17 protein-coding genes are annotated in these 18,493 nt (G+C 52.3%); 14 read left to right on the top strand and 3 right to left on the bottom strand.

The features are described 5' to 3' along the window. Nucleotides 1–714: 714 nt before the first annotated feature. The 8 genes from CKQ54_RS12380 to CKQ54_RS12345 all read left to right on the top strand — a co-directional run bounded on the left by CKQ54_RS12380 (nt 715) and on the right by CKQ54_RS12345 (nt 8,641). Entirely contained in the window at nt 715–1,701 is a 987-nt protein-coding gene (locus tag CKQ54_RS12380) for an autoinducer 2 ABC transporter substrate-binding protein (protein WP_112288262.1), read from the top strand. A gap of 276 nt (nt 1,702–1,977) precedes the next feature. Beyond that, on the top strand, nt 1,978–3,498 hold the full coding sequence (locus CKQ54_RS12375; RefSeq protein ID WP_120161865.1) for a sugar ABC transporter ATP-binding protein: 1,521 nt from the start codon (nt 1,978–1,980) through the stop codon (nt 3,496–3,498). Next, on the top strand, nt 3,491–4,480 hold the full coding sequence (locus CKQ54_RS12370; protein WP_120161864.1) for an ABC transporter permease: 990 nt from the start codon (nt 3,491–3,493) through the stop codon (nt 4,478–4,480). The genes CKQ54_RS12375 and CKQ54_RS12370 overlap by 8 nt, the downstream gene beginning before the upstream one ends. A 1-nt stretch (nt 4,481) precedes the next feature. Continuing rightward, the gene (locus CKQ54_RS12365; protein WP_120161863.1) at nt 4,482–5,435 is read left to right on the top strand and encodes an ABC transporter permease; all 954 of its coding nucleotides are present in this window, start codon (nt 4,482–4,484) and stop codon (nt 5,433–5,435) included. Nucleotides 5,436–5,464: 29 nt separating this feature from the next. Continuing rightward, nucleotides 5,465–7,105: an FGGY-family carbohydrate kinase gene (locus tag CKQ54_RS12360; RefSeq protein WP_120161862.1), complete on the top strand. Its 1,641-nt coding sequence runs from the start codon at nt 5,465–5,467 to the stop codon at nt 7,103–7,105. Beyond that, entirely contained in the window at nt 7,102–7,710 is a 609-nt protein-coding gene (locus CKQ54_RS12355) for a KpsF/GutQ family sugar-phosphate isomerase (protein WP_120161861.1), read from the top strand. Before CKQ54_RS12360 ends, CKQ54_RS12355 begins: the two co-directional genes overlap by 4 nt. Nucleotides 7,711–7,849: 139 nt before the next feature. Then, nucleotides 7,850–8,299: an STM2901 family protein gene (locus tag CKQ54_RS12350; RefSeq protein WP_120161860.1), complete on the top strand. Its 450-nt coding sequence runs from the start codon at nt 7,850–7,852 to the stop codon at nt 8,297–8,299. A gap of 9 nt (nt 8,300–8,308) precedes the next feature. Continuing rightward, a complete protein-coding gene (locus CKQ54_RS12345; RefSeq protein WP_120161859.1) occupies nt 8,309–8,641 on the top strand; it encodes a DUF1493 family protein in 333 nt (110 codons plus the stop codon). A 30-nt stretch (nt 8,642–8,671) separates the two neighbouring features. Here CKQ54_RS12345 and CKQ54_RS12340 read toward each other — a convergent pair whose 3' ends face one another. Together CKQ54_RS12340 and CKQ54_RS12335 are read right to left on the bottom strand one after the other, a co-directional pair. Further along, complete coding sequence (locus tag CKQ54_RS12340) at nt 8,672–9,157, bottom strand: Hcp family type VI secretion system effector (RefSeq protein ID WP_120161858.1); 486 nt, start codon at nt 9,155–9,157, stop codon at nt 8,672–8,674. An 87-nt stretch (nt 9,158–9,244) separates the two neighbouring features. Then, nucleotides 9,245–10,687, bottom strand: a complete 1,443-nt coding sequence (locus tag CKQ54_RS12335; RefSeq protein WP_120161857.1) for an aminotransferase-like domain-containing protein — start codon at nt 10,685–10,687, stop codon at nt 9,245–9,247. A 368-nt stretch (nt 10,688–11,055) separates the two neighbouring features. On the opposite strand from CKQ54_RS12335, the gene spy reads away from it, so the two are divergent. The 4 genes from spy (at nt 11,056) to CKQ54_RS12315 (ending at nt 14,866) form a co-directional block, all read left to right on the top strand. After that, nucleotides 11,056–11,565 carry an ATP-independent periplasmic protein-refolding chaperone Spy gene (gene spy / locus CKQ54_RS12330; protein WP_120161856.1) on the top strand — a complete coding sequence of 170 codons (510 nt, stop codon included), beginning with the start codon at nt 11,056–11,058 and terminating at the stop codon, nt 11,563–11,565. A gap of 293 nt (nt 11,566–11,858) precedes the next feature. Beyond that, on the top strand, nt 11,859–13,925 hold the full coding sequence (locus CKQ54_RS12325; RefSeq protein WP_120161855.1) for a carbon starvation CstA family protein: 2,067 nt from the start codon (nt 11,859–11,861) through the stop codon (nt 13,923–13,925). After that, nucleotides 13,918–14,223 carry a YbdD/YjiX family protein gene (locus CKQ54_RS12320; protein ID WP_120161854.1) on the top strand — a complete coding sequence of 102 codons (306 nt, stop codon included), beginning with the start codon at nt 13,918–13,920 and terminating at the stop codon, nt 14,221–14,223. Before CKQ54_RS12325 ends, CKQ54_RS12320 begins: the two co-directional genes overlap by 8 nt. Before the next feature lie 307 nt (nt 14,224–14,530). Then, nucleotides 14,531–14,866, top strand: coding sequence for a phage holin family protein (locus tag CKQ54_RS12315; protein WP_112288275.1), 336 nt, complete (start codon nt 14,531–14,533; stop codon nt 14,864–14,866). A 212-nt stretch (nt 14,867–15,078) separates the two neighbouring features. On the opposite strand, the gene CKQ54_RS12310 is transcribed toward CKQ54_RS12315, so the two are convergent. After that, a complete protein-coding gene (locus CKQ54_RS12310) occupies nt 15,079–15,648 on the bottom strand; it encodes a GNAT family N-acetyltransferase (protein WP_120161853.1) in 570 nt (189 codons plus the stop codon). A 161-nt stretch (nt 15,649–15,809) separates the two neighbouring features. Here CKQ54_RS12310 and dapF point away from each other — a divergent pair, with 161 nt between their 5' ends. Both dapF and CKQ54_RS12300 read left to right on the top strand, forming a co-directional pair. Continuing rightward, the gene (dapF, locus tag CKQ54_RS12305; protein WP_120161852.1) at nt 15,810–16,649 is read left to right on the top strand and encodes a diaminopimelate epimerase; all 840 of its coding nucleotides are present in this window, start codon (nt 15,810–15,812) and stop codon (nt 16,647–16,649) included. A 323-nt stretch (nt 16,650–16,972) separates the two neighbouring features. Then, entirely contained in the window at nt 16,973–18,352 is a 1,380-nt protein-coding gene (locus CKQ54_RS12300) for an MFS transporter (protein ID WP_120161851.1), read from the top strand. Nucleotides 18,353–18,493: the final 141 nt, after the last annotated feature.

Here is an 18,493-nt window from a genome sequence, read left to right as displayed (position 1 = left end):
ACCGGCAGGAATTCTGGTTATTAGTTTGTTATTTAAAAGTTAATAAATAATCTCACTCAGTCACATCATAGAGTGCAGTCTTCATGCCAGCAAAGAGAAAAAGTGAATAGAAAAAGTGACATCGAGAAAAAACAACCACTTAATACCGGCTGTTATTCACTTTAATTGCATAATAAATGAATAAAAGAAAAAATCCCCTTTTGCAGCAACGGGTGATGAAGAATGACTATGCAGGGAAATAATTTCATTTCGGGCACAATGTTTTATGCAGGATTGTGATCCCGCGCGTATCGGTCCTGGCTGATTCAGGCGCACCGCCCGATGAAGGTGCAATGTCGCACCGTTCTGGCGCATCTGTTCCCCGTGACGCTGTTCACACTCTGCGCAAATAAAAAACAGTGCCCCGCCTTCCTTTCTGAAAAATCCGCGTATAGATTTTACAATGTGTCTTATATGTAAATTATTTGATCTAAATTTGTTTCATTGTTATCGGTAACGTCTGCCACCCAGCCGGACTCTGGTTGAATTGCTGGATTTAATTAACCTTATTTTTACATTTAAATCCATAGACATTAACAATTAAGGGCTTTGATCACATTCCGTTCACGACCACGCGAAAAGCGCTTTCCCGTTAAGTTAATCTCTGAATGTGGAATAAATGACCACTGCCCGTTCCCCTACACAAGAACAGAACATCATAAGAAAGGTACCGACATGAAATTTAACCTCGCATTAGTCAGTGCATGTGTGGTTTCAGCATGCATGTTATTCACAACACCGTCATTCGCCGCCAAGCCTTACGACATCGCTGTCGTCGCCAAAGTCACCGGCATTCCCTGGTTCACCCGCATGGAAGTCGGCGTAAAAGAAGCCGCGCAAAAACTCGACGTTAACGCCTATCAGGTGGGCGCTTCCACGCCGGATCCTGCCCAGCAGGTCAAAGTGATTGAAGATCTGATTGCCAAAAAAGTCGACGCCATTATCGTGGTACCCAACGACGCTAAAGTGCTGGAACCGGTGCTGAAAAAAGCGCGTGACCAGGGCATCGTGGTGTTAACACATGAATCACCAGATCAGCAGATTGGTCAGTGGGATATCGAAACCATCGACAGCCAGAAATATGCGCAAGCGAATATGGATGAGCTGGCGAAAGATATGGGCGGCAAAGGCGGTTATGCCATTTATGTCGGTTCCCTGACCGTGCCATTGCATAACGCCTGGGCAGATGCGGCGATTAAATATCAGAAAGAAAAATACCCGGATATGCATGAAGTGACTTCACGTCTGCCGGTGGCAGAAAACATCGATAAGTCTTACTCCACCACGCTCGATTTAATGAAAACCTATCCTGATCTGAAAGGGATTATCGGTTTCGGTTCCCTCGGCCCGATTGGTGCCGGTCAGGCCGTTCAGCAGAAACGTGCGAAAAACAAAATTGCCGTTGTCGGTATCGCTATGCCTGCTCAGGCTGCGCCATACCTGATGCGCGGTGATGTGAAGAAAGTGCTGCTGTGGGATCCGAAAGATGCCGGTTACGCCTTAGTTACCGTCGCCGACCAGCTGTTGCAGGGTAAAGAAGTGACCAAAGACCTGAGCATCGAAGGGTTAGGCAAAGCCGATGTGGATATGGATAAACACGTGATTCGTTTTAATAAAATTCTGGAAGTGACACCAGAGAATGCGAAATCACTCGGCTTCTGATTTAGCTTTTTAATTCTTTTATTTATCGGATATTTACCGGAGATACATTTATCTCCAGCGCCACACCAGGCAAATAGAAACAGATACGGCGATGTTTGCAGTGCCGTATCTGAATTTCTAATCAGACATTGAAACTTAAACCCTAAATAATTCGGGTTGTGGGAAGGCGGCAAATGAGTGAATCCCGATGAGCTTACATAAGTCAGTGATTCGGGTGAGCGAGTGCAGCAACGCATCCACAGCACGAAGTATGAAGGGTATGTTGTAAGGATTGCGATGAATACTCTCAGCACGTCCCCTGCCCCTGCTGAGGCCTTTATCAGCCTCGAAAAAATCAGTAAAAAATTCCCCGGTGTATTAGCGCTGGATAATGTCAGCCTGACGCTGAATAAAGGCGAAGTGCATTGTCTTGCCGGTCAGAATGGTTGCGGAAAAAGCACCATCATTAAAGTGATTTCCGGCGTGTATCAGCCGGAAAAAGGCGCGGCGATTACGCTCGACGGAAAACTCTTTCATACCCTGACGCCGCAACTTTCTTCTTATTACGGTATTCAGGTTATTTATCAGGACTTGTCTTTATTCCCGAATTTATCGGTTGCCGAAAATATTGCCATTCACAGTTATTTACCGGGCGGTGATTTTTGGGTACATCGCGAGGCAATGCGCAAAAAAGCTGTCGCGGCGATGCAACGGGTCGGAGTTTCTCTCGATCCGGACCGTAAAGTCGAAAAACTCTCGATCGCAGACCGTCAGTTAGTGGCAATATGCCGCGCAATCGCCGCTGACGCCAGCCTGGTTATCATGGATGAACCGACCGCATCGCTGACCCGCACCGAAGTAAACGGCCTGCTGCGGGTGGTCAATGAGCTGAAAGCTGCGGGCATCTGCGTGGTTTTTGTCAGCCACCGTCTCGATGAGGTGATGGAAGTTGCCGACCGTATCAGCGTGATGCGCGACGGCAAACTGGTCGGCACCTATCCGGCCAGTGAACTCGACAGCAATGAGCTGGCATTCCTGATGACCGGACAGCGCTTTACCTACAGTCATCTGCCGCACCGCGCGCCCGCCGACGTGACGCCGCTGCTGGAAGTCAGCCATCTGAGCCGCAAAGGCCAGTATCAGGATATTTCGCTGTCACTGCGCCAGGGCGAGATCACTTCAATTATCGGCCTGCTCGGTTCGGGGCGCACCGAGCTATGTCTGAGCCTGTTTGGCATGAGCCAGCCGGACAGCGGTGAAATCCGCGTTAACGGCAATGCGGTTAAATTTCACAGCAACCGCGACGCCATCCACCACGGTATCGCTTATGTGTCAGAAGACCGTCTGACGCAGGGGCTGATCATGGAGCAATCCATTTACGACAACACGCTGGTGTCGATTTTCGACAAGCTGCACACCGGCACCGGATTGATGGATCACCGTAAAGCGGCGTCCGTGGTGAAAGACCTGATCCGTGACCTGAACATTAAAGTTTCCGACAGCGGCTTACCCGTAAAGACGCTTTCCGGCGGTAATGCGCAACGTATCGCCATCGCAAAATGGGTGGCGACCCAGCCACATATCCTGATCCTCGATTCTCCAACCGTCGGTGTGGATATTGCCAACAAAGAAGGGATTTACCGCATCGCCCGCGATCTGGCGGAGTCCGGCATGGCGGTGCTGATGATTTGCGATGAAATTCCGGAAGCTTATTACAACAGTCACCGCGTGCTGGTGATGCGTAAAGGCGAACTGGTGGCGGAATTCGCGCCGCACCAGAGCAGCGAAGCGCAGATTGCGGAGGCGATCAATGGATAACAAATCTCTCTCGAAACTGTTTTCTCAGCACGAATTCTGGCTGGGATTACTGGTGCTGCTTTTGGTGATTGGCCTGAGCGTCAGCACCCAGGAATTTATGACGCTCGGCAACCTGACGGACGTCGCCACCAGTTATGCCATTCTCGGCATTCTGGCCTGCGGCCTGTTTGTGGTACTGATCGCCGGTGGCATCGACATCTCTTTCCCGGCGGTGACCTCCATCGGTCAGTACGTGATGGCGAGCTACATCATCCACCATGGCGGCAGTTTCCCGCTGGCGTTTGCCATGTCGATGGGCACCGGTTTGCTGCTCGGGCTGGTCAACGGTTTTCTGGTGTACTGGCTGCGCGTTCCGGCCATCATCATTACGATTGCCACGCTGAACCTGTTCTACGGGTTGCTGGTGTACCTGACCAACGGCACCTGGCTGTACGGCTTCCCCGACTGGTTTATGAACGGCATTAACTGGTTTTCCTTTACCGCTGCCGACGGTTATGACTATGGCCTGACATTGCCGTTGCTCAGCCTGCTGGGCGTCATCATCGCCACCGGCGTGCTGATGAACCGCACCCGCGTCGGTCGTCAGATTTACGCCATGGGCAGCAACCGTGACGCCGCGTCGCGCCTTGGTCTGAACATCCTGCGATTGCATTTTTACGTCTACGGATTTATGGGATTACTGGCGGGTATCGCTGCCGTGGTTCAGGCGCAAATCACTCAGTCTGTCGCACCGAATTCCCTGCTCGGTTATGAGCTGACGGTGCTGGCAGCGGTGGTGTTAGGCGGCACCAGCATGACCGGCGGTCGCGGCTCGCTCACCGGCACCATTCTCGGTGTGATGCTGCTGGCCTTCCTGCAAAACGGCCTGACCCTGTTGAGTATTTCGTCTTACTGGCATCAGGTTTTCAGCGGCGTGATCATTCTGGTCAGCATCAGCAGCACCGCGTGGAATGAAAAACGCAAACTGGCAAAGGGGATGTGACATGACAACCTTAAACCGATTCTTCCCCGGCGACCGCATCATCCGTTTGCAGTTGCTGATCATCGTTGCCGTGGCCGTGTTGTTCTCTTTCACGCTGGGCGGCAGTTTTTACAGCATCGGCAATTTCCAGTCGATTTCCTCGCAGTTGCCGATTCTGGGCATGCTGGCACTGGGGATGGGCATCACCATGCTCACTGGCGGCATCAACCTTTCAGTGATTGCCGGAGCTAACGCCTGCTCGCTGGCGATGGCCGCCATTCTGGTGGCGCACCCGGATCAGCCGCAATATTTCGTGCTGGCGATGCTCGCCGGTCTGGCCGTTGCAGTGGTGACTGGCGTGCTCAACGGCGCGCTGATTGCGTATGTCGGTGTCTCGCCGATTCTGGCAACGCTCGGCACCATGACGCTGATTGCCGGACTGAACATTCTGCTGACCAACGGTGCGGTGATTTCCGGCTTCCCGGCGGCGATTCAGTATCTCAGTAACGGCAGTCTGCTGGGCATTCCGGTCGCTCTGCTGTTATTCCTGCTGGTGGCGCTGCTGTTATGGGTTTTGCTGGAGCACACCACGCTCGGGCGCAGCCTGTATCTGATGGGGTCCAACGAACAGGCCACACGCTTCAGCGGCGTCAACACCCACAAAGTGACTATCGCAGTGTACGTGCTTTCCGCCCTGCTCGGCTGGGGCGCGGCACTGCTGATGATGTCCAAATTTAACTCGGCGAAAGCAGGCTACGGCGACTCGTATTTGCTGGTGACTATTCTGGCTTCGGTGCTCGGCGGGATTAACCCCGACGGCGGTTTCGGTCGGGTCATCGGGCTGGTACTGGCACTGATCGTCCTGCAAATGCTGGAAAGCGGCCTGAACCTGATGGGCGTCAGCAGTTACCTGACAATGGCTCTCTGGGGCGGCGTCCTGATCCTGTTTATCGCTCTGCAAAACAGAAAATCTTAAGCGAAAGCTTTTTACCGAAGGGAAAGAACATGGCGAGTTATTTTATTGGAGTTGACGTAGGAACCGGCAGCGCCCGCGCGGGCGTCTTCGACATGACCGGCCGTATGGTCGGCCAGGCCAGCCGTGAAATCACGTTGTACCGCCCGAAAGCCGATTTCGTCGAACAGTCTTCCGATGAGATCTGGCAGTCCGTTTGCAACGCCGTGAAAGACGCGGTGAATCAGGCAGACATCAACCCGATTCAGGTGAAAGGTATCGGGTTCGACGCCACCTGTTCGCTGGTGGTACTGGATAAAGAAGGCAAACCGCTGACCGTCAGTCCTTCCGGGCGCAGCGAGCAGAACATTATCGTGTGGATGGATCACCGCGCTATTACTCAGGCCGAGCGTATCAATGCCACCGGTCACCGCGTGCTGGAATTCGTCGGCGGGATTATTTCACCGGAAATGCAGACGCCGAAATTGCTGTGGCTGAAACAGCATATGCCAACCACCTGGAACAACGTCGGTCACCTGTTTGACCTGCCAGATTTCCTGACCTGGCGCGCCACGCAGGACACCACCCGCTCGCTGTGTTCCACCGTCTGCAAATGGACCTATATCGGCCATGAAGACCGCTGGGATCCGAGCTATTTCCGCCAGATCGGGCTGGAAGATTTGCTGGAAAACAACGCGGCGAAAATTGGCAGTGAAGTGAAAACCATGGGGGAACCGCTCGGACACGGTCTGACCCAGCGCGCCGCTGCAGAAATGGGTCTGATGGCTGGCACGGCAGTCAGCGTTTCGATTATTGATGCCCACGCAGGCAGCCTCGGTATTCTCGGTGCCAGCGGTGCATCCGGTGAATCAGCTGATTTCGACAACCGCATCGCGCTGATTGGCGGCACGTCTACGGCGCATATGGCGATGTCGCGCAGCGCACGTTATATCGGCGGCATCTGGGGGCCTTATTACTCAGCCATTCTGCCGGACTACTGGCTGAATGAAGGCGGGCAATCTACCACCGGCGCGCTGATAGACCACGTGATCCAGTCGCATCCCTGTTATCAGGACCTGCTCAAACAGGGCAAAGACAGCGGCAAAACCATTTACGAAATGCTCAACGGCATTCTGCGAAAAATGGCCGGTGAACCGGAGAATATCGCCTTCCTCACCAAAGACATTCATATGCTGCCGTATTTCCACGGCAACCGTTCACCGCGCGCCAATCCGACGCTGACCGGTACGCTGACCGGTCTGAAACTGTCGCGCACGCCGGAAGACATGGCCCTGCATTATCTGGCGACCATTCAGGCGCTGGCCCTCGGCACCCGTCACATTATCGAGACCATGAACCAGAGCGGTTACCGCATTGATACCATGATGGCCAGCGGCGGCGGCACCAAAAACCCGGTGTTTGTGCAGGAACATTCCAACGCCACCGGCTGCGCGATGTTATTGCCGGAAGAAAGCGAAGCGATGTTGCTTGGCAGCGCCATGATGGGCACCGTCGCGGCAGGCGCATACGATTCTTTGCCGGAAGCGATGGCCGCCATGAGCCGTATCGGCAAAACCGTTACGCCGCAAACCAATAAAATCAAAGAGTATTACGACCGTAAATATCGCGTATTCCATGAGATGTACCACGACAGCATGAAATACCGTCGCCTGATGCAGGGGGAAACTGAATGAATGCGGAAGAGGAATTTACCCTGGCGTGTCAGGGCTGGCAGACCTACAGCCAGGAACTGCTGGCATTGCAGCATAATCTCGATGCGGATGTCTGGCAGCAGTTACTGACGCTGGTGACGGGCTGCAAGGGCAAGGTTGCCGTCACCGGCGTGGGCACATCGGGCATTGCAGCGCGGAAAATCGCGCATATGCTGGCCTGCGTTGAACAGCCTGCGGTATATTTGAGTGCTACCGATGCGGCCCACGGTGACTTAGGTTTTATGCGCAGCAATGATCTGATGATTTTGATTTCCCGCGGCGGCAACTCTGAAGAGCTGACGCGCCTGCTACCTACACTGAAAGCTAAAGGCGTGGCAATCATCAGCGTGACGGAGAATCCGGATTCGGCGATTGCCCGCGCCGCCACGCTGGTGGTGAAAACGCACATTCAGCGCGAAATCGACCCGCTCAATATGCTGGCCACAACGTCTATCGTGCTGGTGCTGGCGGTGTTCGATGCATTATGCGGCAACATTATGCTGCGCAACGGTTTCGACCAGCAGCGTTTGCTGAAAGTCCATCCGGGCGGAAATGTCGGCAAGACGTTGCGGGAGAAGGATGTTTGAAATCGGGATAATAGGGTTTCCGTTAATAAATGTTTATCCATAATAACTTTCTGAAAATCTCGTTAAATAGCGTTCGATAATTGTTTATTAAAGTTCGAAGGCATAACGTAACTCCTCATTTATAAAGGGAGTTTCTACGATGGACACGATTGAAGAACTAAATGGAACCTATTTCTACGATGGAACCTCCAATCTTACTGCCTGCGAACTATTTTTCTGGATTATGGTTGATGAGACACTTGATCATTTCGGTGTAAATGATGTAGTAGGTGTTTCACTCCTATACTCAGGGAAAAATAATATCGATGTGCCAGGTAAACCCTCCGATGCCACTCCGGGGACATCAAGGGCTTCAAAAACTATCAGAAAATATCTTCGTGGAAAAATGATGTCCATAAAGTTACCAACGATAATAGGTTACTTCCCACCTAAGATGAAAATTGTGATGGTTAAAAAATTATCAACCTTTATTGGCCGCACAATCCCAGTACTGGGAGCATTTCTGATTGCTTACGATGTCTCAAGTATTGCCTGTAAATCTGTCAATAAATACAACATCATTGCCCATCCCCAAGATCGGATATTTTAAGGTGGTATTATGAGTATTGAGGAGAAGGTGGTGGCCTTTTTTAAGCGAGAAATACCGGACCAAAAGGTACTGTTCAGTTCTAAAAGAATTTCTATCGAGATCGACTCAGCACTGCAGGATTTCGAAGATGAACCTTACTATCTGGTTGAAATAATTGAGCGATTTGGCGATGAATTCAGTATTGATATGAGCACTCTTGATTGGAATGCTTATTTTCCCTATTTAGAAATCGGCATTTTGGACTGGATTCTCAGAAAAAAAGATAAATGGATAAAGAAGCCGGATTTAACAGTTCAGATGTTCATTAACTCTGCTGAGGCGGGACAATGGCTTTATGATTAGTGAAAAGAGGGGGATAATCCCCTCTCATCTTCAGGCTGTTACACGTTCATTCCATGCATCGGTGAACTGTACGTTTCCGTCACAATATTTCCATGTAATCCTTTCATATCGCAGTTCAATATTTTCCATATGATTGGTTTTCTCACAAGTTTTAACGTTGTACATCACCGGACTGATAGCGACGACTTTCACGTTCTCCAGCAACATATTGAAATATTCTACTTCCTGTCCAGCATCATTTATCCGATACCACTTATATTCTGCCGATTTTAAAGTCTGGCCTTGAGCTACAGCTTTATAAAAGTATGGGGACGAACTATCGAACTCTTTTTCAAATGTCAGCGGTGCATGGATCCTCGTGCCGGTTATTTTTCCGGTATTATTATCTGTCGGAATATGAAGCCCGTGATTAAATGAAACGACCTCAATACTTCCTTCGCGATCACGTACATCCACAGAACCTTTAATGTCTGCACCACCGTCATCCTTGAGCCATAAGTAAACGGGTATTGCCATGGTTTTAAATCCCTTATTAGAGTGAGGGATTACAATATTCCTTTACCTGGCATCAGACAATTAGCGAACCCGCTACTCCCCGGAAGGTTAACTCCCCTTTTCCATCCCGATTTCTTCCGCCACCAGCGCCGCCAGAATCGAGATGGCGCGGGCGGTGTGCGGCCCCCATTCGAATGAGGTGTTCAGACGCAAACAGTGGCGGAATCGTTCATCGACCGAGAACATGGTGCCGGGCGCGACGCTGACGCCTTTTGCCAGTGCGCGCTGATAAACCCGTGCCGCATCCACGTTATCGCCCAAATCCAGCCACAGGAAATAGCCTCCCGCTGGTTGCGAAACTGAAACCTGCGGCGGGAATTCCCGGATAATGGCGTGGCGCATCGCCAGCTGCCGTTGTTCGAGCTGACGCCGTAAACGTCGCAAATGCGTGTCGTAGCCGCCCTGCTGCGCGCCCTGCAAATAATCCGCTAATGCCAGCTGAACCGGTACGCTGGCCGATAATGTGCTCATCAGTTGCAGACGCTGTATACGTTCGGCATAAGCCCCCGCCGCCACCCAGCCGACACGAAATCCCGGCGCCAGACATTTTGAAAAAGACGAACAGTGCAGAATTTCACTGCGATAATCTGACGCTTTAAGCGGCACCGTCCTTTCGCTGCCGAAATACAGTTCGCTGTAAACGTCATCCTCAATCAGCGCCACCTTGTGCGCCTGCAAAATGCCCACCAGCCGTGCCTTATTTTCCGGTGGCAGGCTGCATCCGAGCGGGTTCTGAAAACTCGACATCAGCCAGCAGGCTTTGACCGGATAGATCTCCAGCGCCTTCTCCAGTGCATCAGGATCCATGCCGTAACGCACATCCGTCGGAATGGCGATGGCTTTTAATTTGCGGCGCTCAATGGCCTGCAATACGCCATAAAAAGCGGGCGATTCAATGGCGACCCAGTCACCCGGTTCTGTCACCACCTGCAAACTTAATCCAAGCGATTCCATTGCCCCCGACGTAATCACAATTTCATCAGGTGCCACTTCAATACCGTTTTGTGCGTAGCGCTGCGCAATACTGCGGCGCAGCTCTTCATTACCTGGCGGCAGATTAGCAATGGCGCTGTGTGGTGACATCCGGCGGACGGCGCTGGCCAGCGAACGCGCCAGCCGTGGCTGCGGAAAAAGCGTCGGATCAGGAAACGCGGAACCCAGCGGCACCACGGCGGGATCTTGCCCGGCTTTGAGGATATCGAAAATAGCGTCGTTGACGTCCACCTGCTCGGCGGCGTGCAGACGTTCATCAGGTGAATGACGCACCGGGCGCTGTGTGCCTGCCGCCACGTAATAACCCGATTGCGGGCGGGAAACAATCACGCCCTGACTTTCCAGCAGCTGATAAGCCTGTAATACCGTCATCAGGCTCAGGCCCGACTGTTTACAGGTATCGCGCAACGAAGGCAGACGGTCGCCGGGCAGCCAGACCTGCGTATCTATTTGTCGGCGTAAGGTACGCGCCAGCGTTTCATAACGGGATTCGGCCATAATTCATCTGCACTGTTATAGGAATTGTTAATCAAATGATAACTATTATGCCTGTTTTTAGCTTTTATCTGTGAAGTAAACTGCTCATCAACCGTCATCAATGTTTACCAGTGAGGTCTGGCGGCGAAACATTCACCATGTTAATGTGTGAATACACCGCATTACTCAGATTTATCTGACCTCCCGTTCATGCCTGTTCGTGCAACCTTACGCTTTCTAAACATTTTCTCCACGATTGCCGGATAAATGACATTTTGGCTTTCACTCTTTTACATCTTCCTCGCATTACTATTCATTGGAATGAGTAGACTTGTTTACGTCGAAACAAAACGGGCGACGTGCCTGAATATTCAATGAGGAATTTAATTATGCGTAAACTTACCGCAATGATTGTGGCTTCAACTCTGGCTCTGAGCTCTGCTTCTTTCGCGTTTGCTGCTGAGACAACCGCTGCTCCTGCCACTGACGCCACTACCGCGCCACACGGCAAAATGATGCACCATAAAGGCCCGCATCATATGAACCCGTTTGCCGGTCTGAACCTGACTGAGCAGCAGAAAACTCAGATGAAAGAGATCATGAAAGACAGCGGCCCGCGTCCTGACCGCGCTGCAATGAAAGCACAGATGGATCAGATGCACAGCCTGGTGGCGTCTGACAGCTTCGATGAATCAAAAGTGAAATCGCAGATTGATACCATCACCAAAGCGCAGTCCGACCGTATGCTGGAACGCGCACGTGCTGAGAACAAAATGTATAACCTGCTGACGCCAGAGCAGAAAAAACAGTTCAATGAGAACTACCAGAAACGCGCTGCCAAAATGGAGCAGATGCGTGACCACAAACCAGGTGAAGCAAAACCCGCTGCCGCTGAATAATAGCGTCTGATAACCTGCCTGACCGGCCCCTCACGGGCCGGTTTTTTTTTTGCATTCTTTCTTCTGCGCCACAACTTTGATGTCATCCGACCAGCCTTCTCTGCCTAAAGCGTCAACCCCATCACAATTTCATCTTTAACTTCAAACTTTTCCGTTTAAAAACACTATTTTTAAACGGAATTTTCACAATATTGCAACCTGATGCACGTCTGCGCATCGTACCTCTACATCACACTCTCTGCATAAAAATAGTGGCCTGCCTGAGCAGGACCATTCATAAGGAGTTGTACATCATGAAAAGCGTCAAGTCCGGGATTACCTGGCTGGTGGTGGCGTTAATCGGGGCTTTTGCCTTTGGGATGCTGGCACTGAGCCGCGGCGAACACGTTAATGCCCTGTGGCTGGTGGTCGCCGCTATTGCCTGTTACAGCATTGCATACCGATTTTACAGCCTGTTTATCGCTGAAAAAGTCTTCGAACTCGATGACAAACGCATGACTCCGGCTGAGCGTCACAATGACGGGCTGGATTACGTGCCGACCAACAAATGGGTATTGTTCGGCCACCATTTCGCGGCCATCGCCGGAGCCGGTCCGCTGGTCGGCCCGATCCTTGCCGCACAAATGGGCTTCCTGCCAGGCACTATCTGGATTTTAGTGGGTGTGATGCTGGCGGGCGCAGTGCAGGATTTCCTGATCTTGTTCATCTCCACCCGCCGCGACGGGCGTTCATTAGGTGAAATGGCAAAACAGGAACTGGGCGATTTTGCCGGAGTGATCACTATGCTCGGCGCGCTGGGCGTGATGATCATCATTCTTTCCGCACTGGCGCTGGTGGTGGTCAAAGCACTCGCCGACAGTCCGTGGGGACTGTTCACCATCGCCGCCACCATCCCGATCGCCCTGTTTATGGGCATCTACATGCGTTTTCTGCGTCCGGGAAAAATTGCTGAAGTGTCGGTGATGGGTTTCGTGCTGATGATGCTGGCGATTGTGTACGGCGGCAACGTAGCGGCAGATCCCTACTGGGGTCCGTTCTTTACGCTGCACGGTACCACGCTAACCTGGGTGCTGGTGATTTACGGTTTTATTGCCTCGGTATTGCCGGTCTGGCTGCTGCTGGCGCCGCGCGATTATCTCTCGACGTTTCTGAAAATCGGCGTGATTGCCGGTCTGGCGGTGGGTATCGTCTTCGCCATGCCGGAAATGAAAATGCCTGCCGTCTCACGCTTTATTGACGGCAGCGGTCCGGTATTCTCCGGCAGCCTGTTCCCGTTCCTGTTTATCACTATTGCCTGCGGGTCGATTTCCGGTTTCCATGCACTGGTTTCCAGCGGCACGACGCCGAAACTGATTGAGCGCGAAAGCCATATCCGTTTTATCGGTTACGGCGCAATGCTGATGGAGTCGTTTGTGGCGATCATGGCGCTGATCTGTGCGTCTGTTATCGATCCGGGCGTATATTTCGCGATGAACTCACCGGCGGCGCTGATTGGCACCACGGTGGAAAGCGCTTCACAGGTGATTAACGGCTGGGGCTTTGTCATCACGCCGGACGTTCTGACGCAAATCGCCAGGGACGTCGGCGAGCAGTCGATTCTTTCCCGTGCCGGTGGCGCACCGACCTTTGCGGTCGGCATGGCGCACATCATCACCGAGGTGTTCAACAGCCGCGCCATGATGGCCTTCTGGTATCACTTCGCCATCCTGTTTGAAGCCTTATTTATTCTGACTGCCGTCGATGCCGGTACCCGCGCCTGCCGTTTTATGGTGCAGGATCTTGTGGGCGTCGCCGTTCCGTCGCTGGCGAATAACCGCTCATGGATCGGCACATTTGCCGGTACTACGGTCGCGGTCGCTGGCTGGGGTTTCTTCGTGTATCAGGGCGTGGTGGATCCGCTTGGCGGCATCAATACACTGTGGCCGCTGTTTGGTATCGGTAACCAGATGCTGGCCTCAATGGCGCTGATTCTGGGTACGGTAGTGCTTTTCAAAATGAAGAAACAGCGTTACGCGTGGGTGACGATTTTGCCGACCATCTGGCTGTTCATCACCTCGATGACCGCAGGCTGGCAGAAGATTTTTCACGAAAAACCGTCGATTGGTTTTCTGGCGCAGGCGAAGAAATTCAACGCAGGCATCGACAGTGGTGAAATCATCAAACCGGCGAAAACGCTGGCGGATATGCACACTATCGTGCTGAACAATCAGATTAACGCCATCCTGTGCGGCTTTTTCATGCTAGTGGCGGTGACCATGCTGATTTCCGCCTTCTTTGTTATCCGCCGCGCGCTTAAATCCGCTACGCCAACCGTGCATGAAACTGCCGTGGTTAACCGTCGCGAGGCCCGCCATGTCTGAATCACGCGCATTATTTAAGACGCCACGGTTAGGCGCATTTCAGGTGACACGCTGTCAGCCGTTATTTGTGCCACAACCGAAACCACACAACGTTGCCGGGTGGCTGAAACTGGCCATAAAGCGCACCGCGCAGAGCTTCCGGCTGATGGTTGGCGTGCAGGATTATCAGAATTATGTCCGGCATATGCAGGTAAGGCATCCGGGCCGCGCGCCCATGACGGAGCGTGAATTCCACCGCCGTTGTCTGGAGGCGAGATTCCCGAGCGAGGGCGGTAAAATGGGCAAATGCCCTTGCTGACCCCCACTTTATCCTCCCCGGTTGACTGACGGTTTTAGTGTTTTGCTCCTTCCTCTCACCTGAGGAAGGAGTTACTTATGCGCTCCTGCCTTATAGTCAGAATGGCCGGAGGCTAGTCGGGTCAGCGGGGGCGCTGACAATGACTTAAAATAGAATGTCTTTTATTTTTTTTAATGTTCCCGGTGATGGCTGCCCGACACCTCACAGTAAAATGTGTTGCCTTGTGATTTTCGCGCCACAGCCTCTGGTGATAATTTGACCGCAACAGTTTTATATCGGTTTAATTTTAACTTCTGAGGACTACGTCATGATTGGTGCAGCACAAGCCAGAGATATCGTGTTAATGGAGCACGGTATCATACTTGCAATTGTAGGTATGTCGGCGTGGGGCGGGCTTGTCCGCTATATCATGCTGAGAAAAAGTAAGCCGTTCATAGAAGAGCTGAAAGCCTGTTTTCTGCAGATTGTTGTTTCTTGTTTCACCGGGATGTTGGTAAGTATTTTCGTTCTTTCGCGGGATGCAAGCGATGACCGGTTAATGATCGTCGCCGGTTTGGGCGGGGTATTTGCCGGCCCACTCCTTACGCTGATTGGCAAGAAAATCGCTGGCTATATCGATAATTACAGTCCTGCACCCAAATAAGCGCGTTCATTTCTTCCCCGGCAAAGTGTCTGCGCCGGAGATTTTTTTGCCAGAATCAACAGAAAGCTAACGCCCCGTCTGACTCCCCCTGATTTCACCGCCGTTGTCTGGAGACGAGATTCCCGGGCGAAGGCGGTAAAACGGGCAAATGCCCTTGCTGAAAAAAACGGCTCCCTCTGAAAAGGGGGAGCCGTTTTTTTCAGGGACGCCATTCAGGGACGCGGTAAACGGTACAAACAATGTTCCCGCAGCCAGTGTCCTTCTTCCAGCGCCGGATGCATGAAGTTCTCTTTGGGATCGCATGTCATGCCGAGCTTCTTCATCACCGCCTGAGAACGCACATTTGGCAGCGCTGTGAACGCCACTATTTCGCTTAAACCCAACGGGTTAAATCCTGCATCCAGTGCGGCGCGGGCGGCTTCGGTGCAATAACCCTTTCCCCACGCATCCACTTTTAACCGCCAGGCAATTTCCACGCACGGAACAAAAGGGAGATCATACCCCGGCGTATGCAGCCCGACAAAACCGATAAACTCCCCCGACTCACGCAACTCAACTGCCCATATCCCCCAGCCGCGTTCATTGATCAAATTCTGACAGCGCATCAGCATTTCGTCACTTTTCTCGCGGGTCATGGTGGCGGGGAAAAACTCCATGACCTGCGGGTCTGCATTCATTTCTGCAAATGCCTCAGCATCGCTGTCCTGCCACTGACGCAGGATCAGGCGCGGCGTGGTGACGGCCAGCGGCGGAACAGCCACAGGAACAGTAAAAGCTTCCATCTGTAACTCCTTGTTTATGGCGGGATCTCAGGGAGATCAGCTCAGCAATTTCGTACTGATTATTTTGAATTTACGTGGCGCTATTGAAACAGGCAAGATTTCCTATTAAAGCTATTCATATCAATTATGAACGAGCAGGAATTGCCAAAGGAAGCACCAACATGATTTTTCACCGCTATCACGGGCTGGGTAATGATTATCTGGTCTGTCATCAGAGCGTAGCCGCCCTTCTCAGTAATGAGCAAATTCAGCGACTCTGCGACCGCCATTATGGCATCGGGTCCGACGGTTTGCTGATTGACCATGACGACGCCGACATTCCTTCCCTGCGCATTATCAATCCCGACGGTTCAGAGGCCGAAAAAAGCGGCAACGGCCTGCGGATTTACGCCCGCTATCTGTTTGATATTGGCCGCGTAGCGCACGAACCGTTTCAGGTGAATACCCCCGGCGGGCAGGTGCGTTGCGAAGTGACCGAAGGTGCGCATCAGGTGATTGTCGATATGGGTCAGGCAAAGTTTTCTCCGGCGGCGTTACCTGCCAGCGTTGAAGGTGACGAAGCCCTTGCATTACCACTGGTCGCGGGCGGACATAACCTCAGTGCAACGCTGGTGTCGATGGGCAATCCGCACTGCGTGATCCGGGTGGATGAACTGGATTTAGAGCTGGTGAAACAACTGGGTTCTGAAATCGAAACACTGGCGATTTTCCCGAAGCGTACCAACGTGCAGTTCGTTCAGGTGCTGGACAGAAACAACATCAATATCGGCATCTGGGAACGTGGCGCAGGCTATACGCTGGCCTCCGGCAGCAGCAGTTGTGCGGCCGCCAGCGCGATGCGCAAACTGGCGCTGGTGGATGAAAATGTTACGGTGCATATGCCGGGTGGGAAACTTGCCATCAGTTTCAGCGGTGATTTTCAGGTCAACATGCGCGGTCCGGTGCAGAAAATTGCCACCATCACCCTCGATAACGACTGTTTCTGGGATATGACCGCGTAACCTATTCGCCTGATGAATGCTTTATCCCCTTCTCTTCCAGAGCCCTCTTTTAATTACGGCAGCACGACTGCCGTAATTTTAAACACCTCATCATAAATAAAACTCATACCTGCATAATGATTTTATGGCAGACAGCGCGCTTTACAGCCCCTAAGTTGGTTATCAGGAAGCACAACAATGAATAACCAACTCATTGTTTAATAAATAAAATAATCTTAATAAAAACCCTTCACGACCGTGCTTCGTGCTAAGCCGGTCAGTGAAATTTTGTCCAAAGTTTTAATCCGATCACATATTAATAAAAAAAACAGAGAGCGTACCCTATGAGCAACGACACCATCGTGGACGTGAAAGCGTGGATAGACGAACGCCCGATATCGAAATATCAATGGGTGGTTTTATCCCTGTGTTTCATCATCATCATGTTCGACGGTTATGACGCCGCAGTGATGGGCTTCATCGCCCCGGCGCTGATCGAAGACTGGGGTATCAGCCGCGCGGAAATGGGCCCGATCCTCGGTGCTGCGATGTTTGGCGTGGCTATCGGCGCGCTGATTGCCGGACCGAACGCGGATCGCTTTGGCCGCAAACGGGTGCTGATGTGGTCGATTCTGTGCTTCGCATTGTTCAGCCTGCTGAGCACCTTTGCCCGCACGCCGATGGAAATGGCGATCCTGCGTTTTCTCACCGGCCTTGGTTTGGGCGCGGTGATGCCCAATACCGTGACGCTGGTGTCGGAATACATGCCCGAACGCCGCCGCAGCCTGATGATCACCGTGATGTACAGCGGCTTTAACGTCGGTTCCGGCGCAGGAGGTTTTGTCGCCGCGGGTTTACTGCCGCACTACGGCTGGAAATCAGTCATTTTCGCGGGCGGGATTGTGCCCCTGCTGATGCTGCCCTTGCTGCTGTGGATCCTGCCGGAATCGGCGATGTACATGGTGGTGCGTAAAGTGGCGAAGGAAAAAATCGCCAAAGTGCTGACCCGCGCGGGTGGCGTATTCAGCGAAGGCACCAGGTTTGTGCTGAAAGCGCCGGTGATCCAGAAAAAAGCCAAGGTCTTCCAGCTTTTCACCAACGGCTACGCCAAAGGCACGATTGTGCTGTGGGTCACTTATTTCATGGGGCTGTTCGTGATTTATCTGCTCAACGGCTGGCTGCCAACCATTATGCGTAACGGCGGTTTCTCACTGGAACGCGCAGCTATCGTCGCCGGTTTGTTCCAGTTAGGCGGCACTTTCGGCGGGCTGATGGTCGGCGGGCTAATGGACAGATTCATCGCCAAACGGGTGATTGCCGGTTTCTACATGATGGGCGTGGTCAGCCTGTTATCACAGGGTATCGGTAACTTCGGCCCGGATATTCTTGCCCTGCTGGTCTTCATCAGCGGCGTGTGTATTAACGGCGCACAAACCGGTTTGCAGGCATTTTCTCCGGCCTTTTATCCAACGGAAATGCGTGCCACCGGGGTCTGCTGGATGCACGGAATCGGCCGCAGCGGCGCGATTATCAGTTCGTCGATGGGCGGCGTCCTGCTGGGCGTTTTCTCCGGCCAAAACATGATCTTTATTATTCTGGCGTTGCCTGCATTGCTTGCGGGGCTGAGCATTCTTTTACACCGCGCGGCGCACCCGGCCGAGATGATCAAAGGCGTTGATATTACTGACATCCCGGAGTTGTCGCGCACCATGAATATCCGCTAGTCTCTGGATTAGCCACCTTATAATTAGAAACCTATTGAGCAATATATTCATCAACCTGTTCATCTACCTGTTCATAAATAGAAATAGAACGCGGCACGACCTTCGCGCCGCGATTACCCTACAAAAGCACTGAGGATTTAA

The organism is Rahnella variigena (genome assembly GCF_003610915.1).
GTDB classification, from domain to species: domain Bacteria; phylum Pseudomonadota; class Gammaproteobacteria; order Enterobacterales; family Enterobacteriaceae; genus Rahnella; species Rahnella variigena.
The sequence above is the reverse complement of the archived record's forward strand: the minus strand, read 5'-3'. Positions and strand labels throughout refer to the sequence as shown.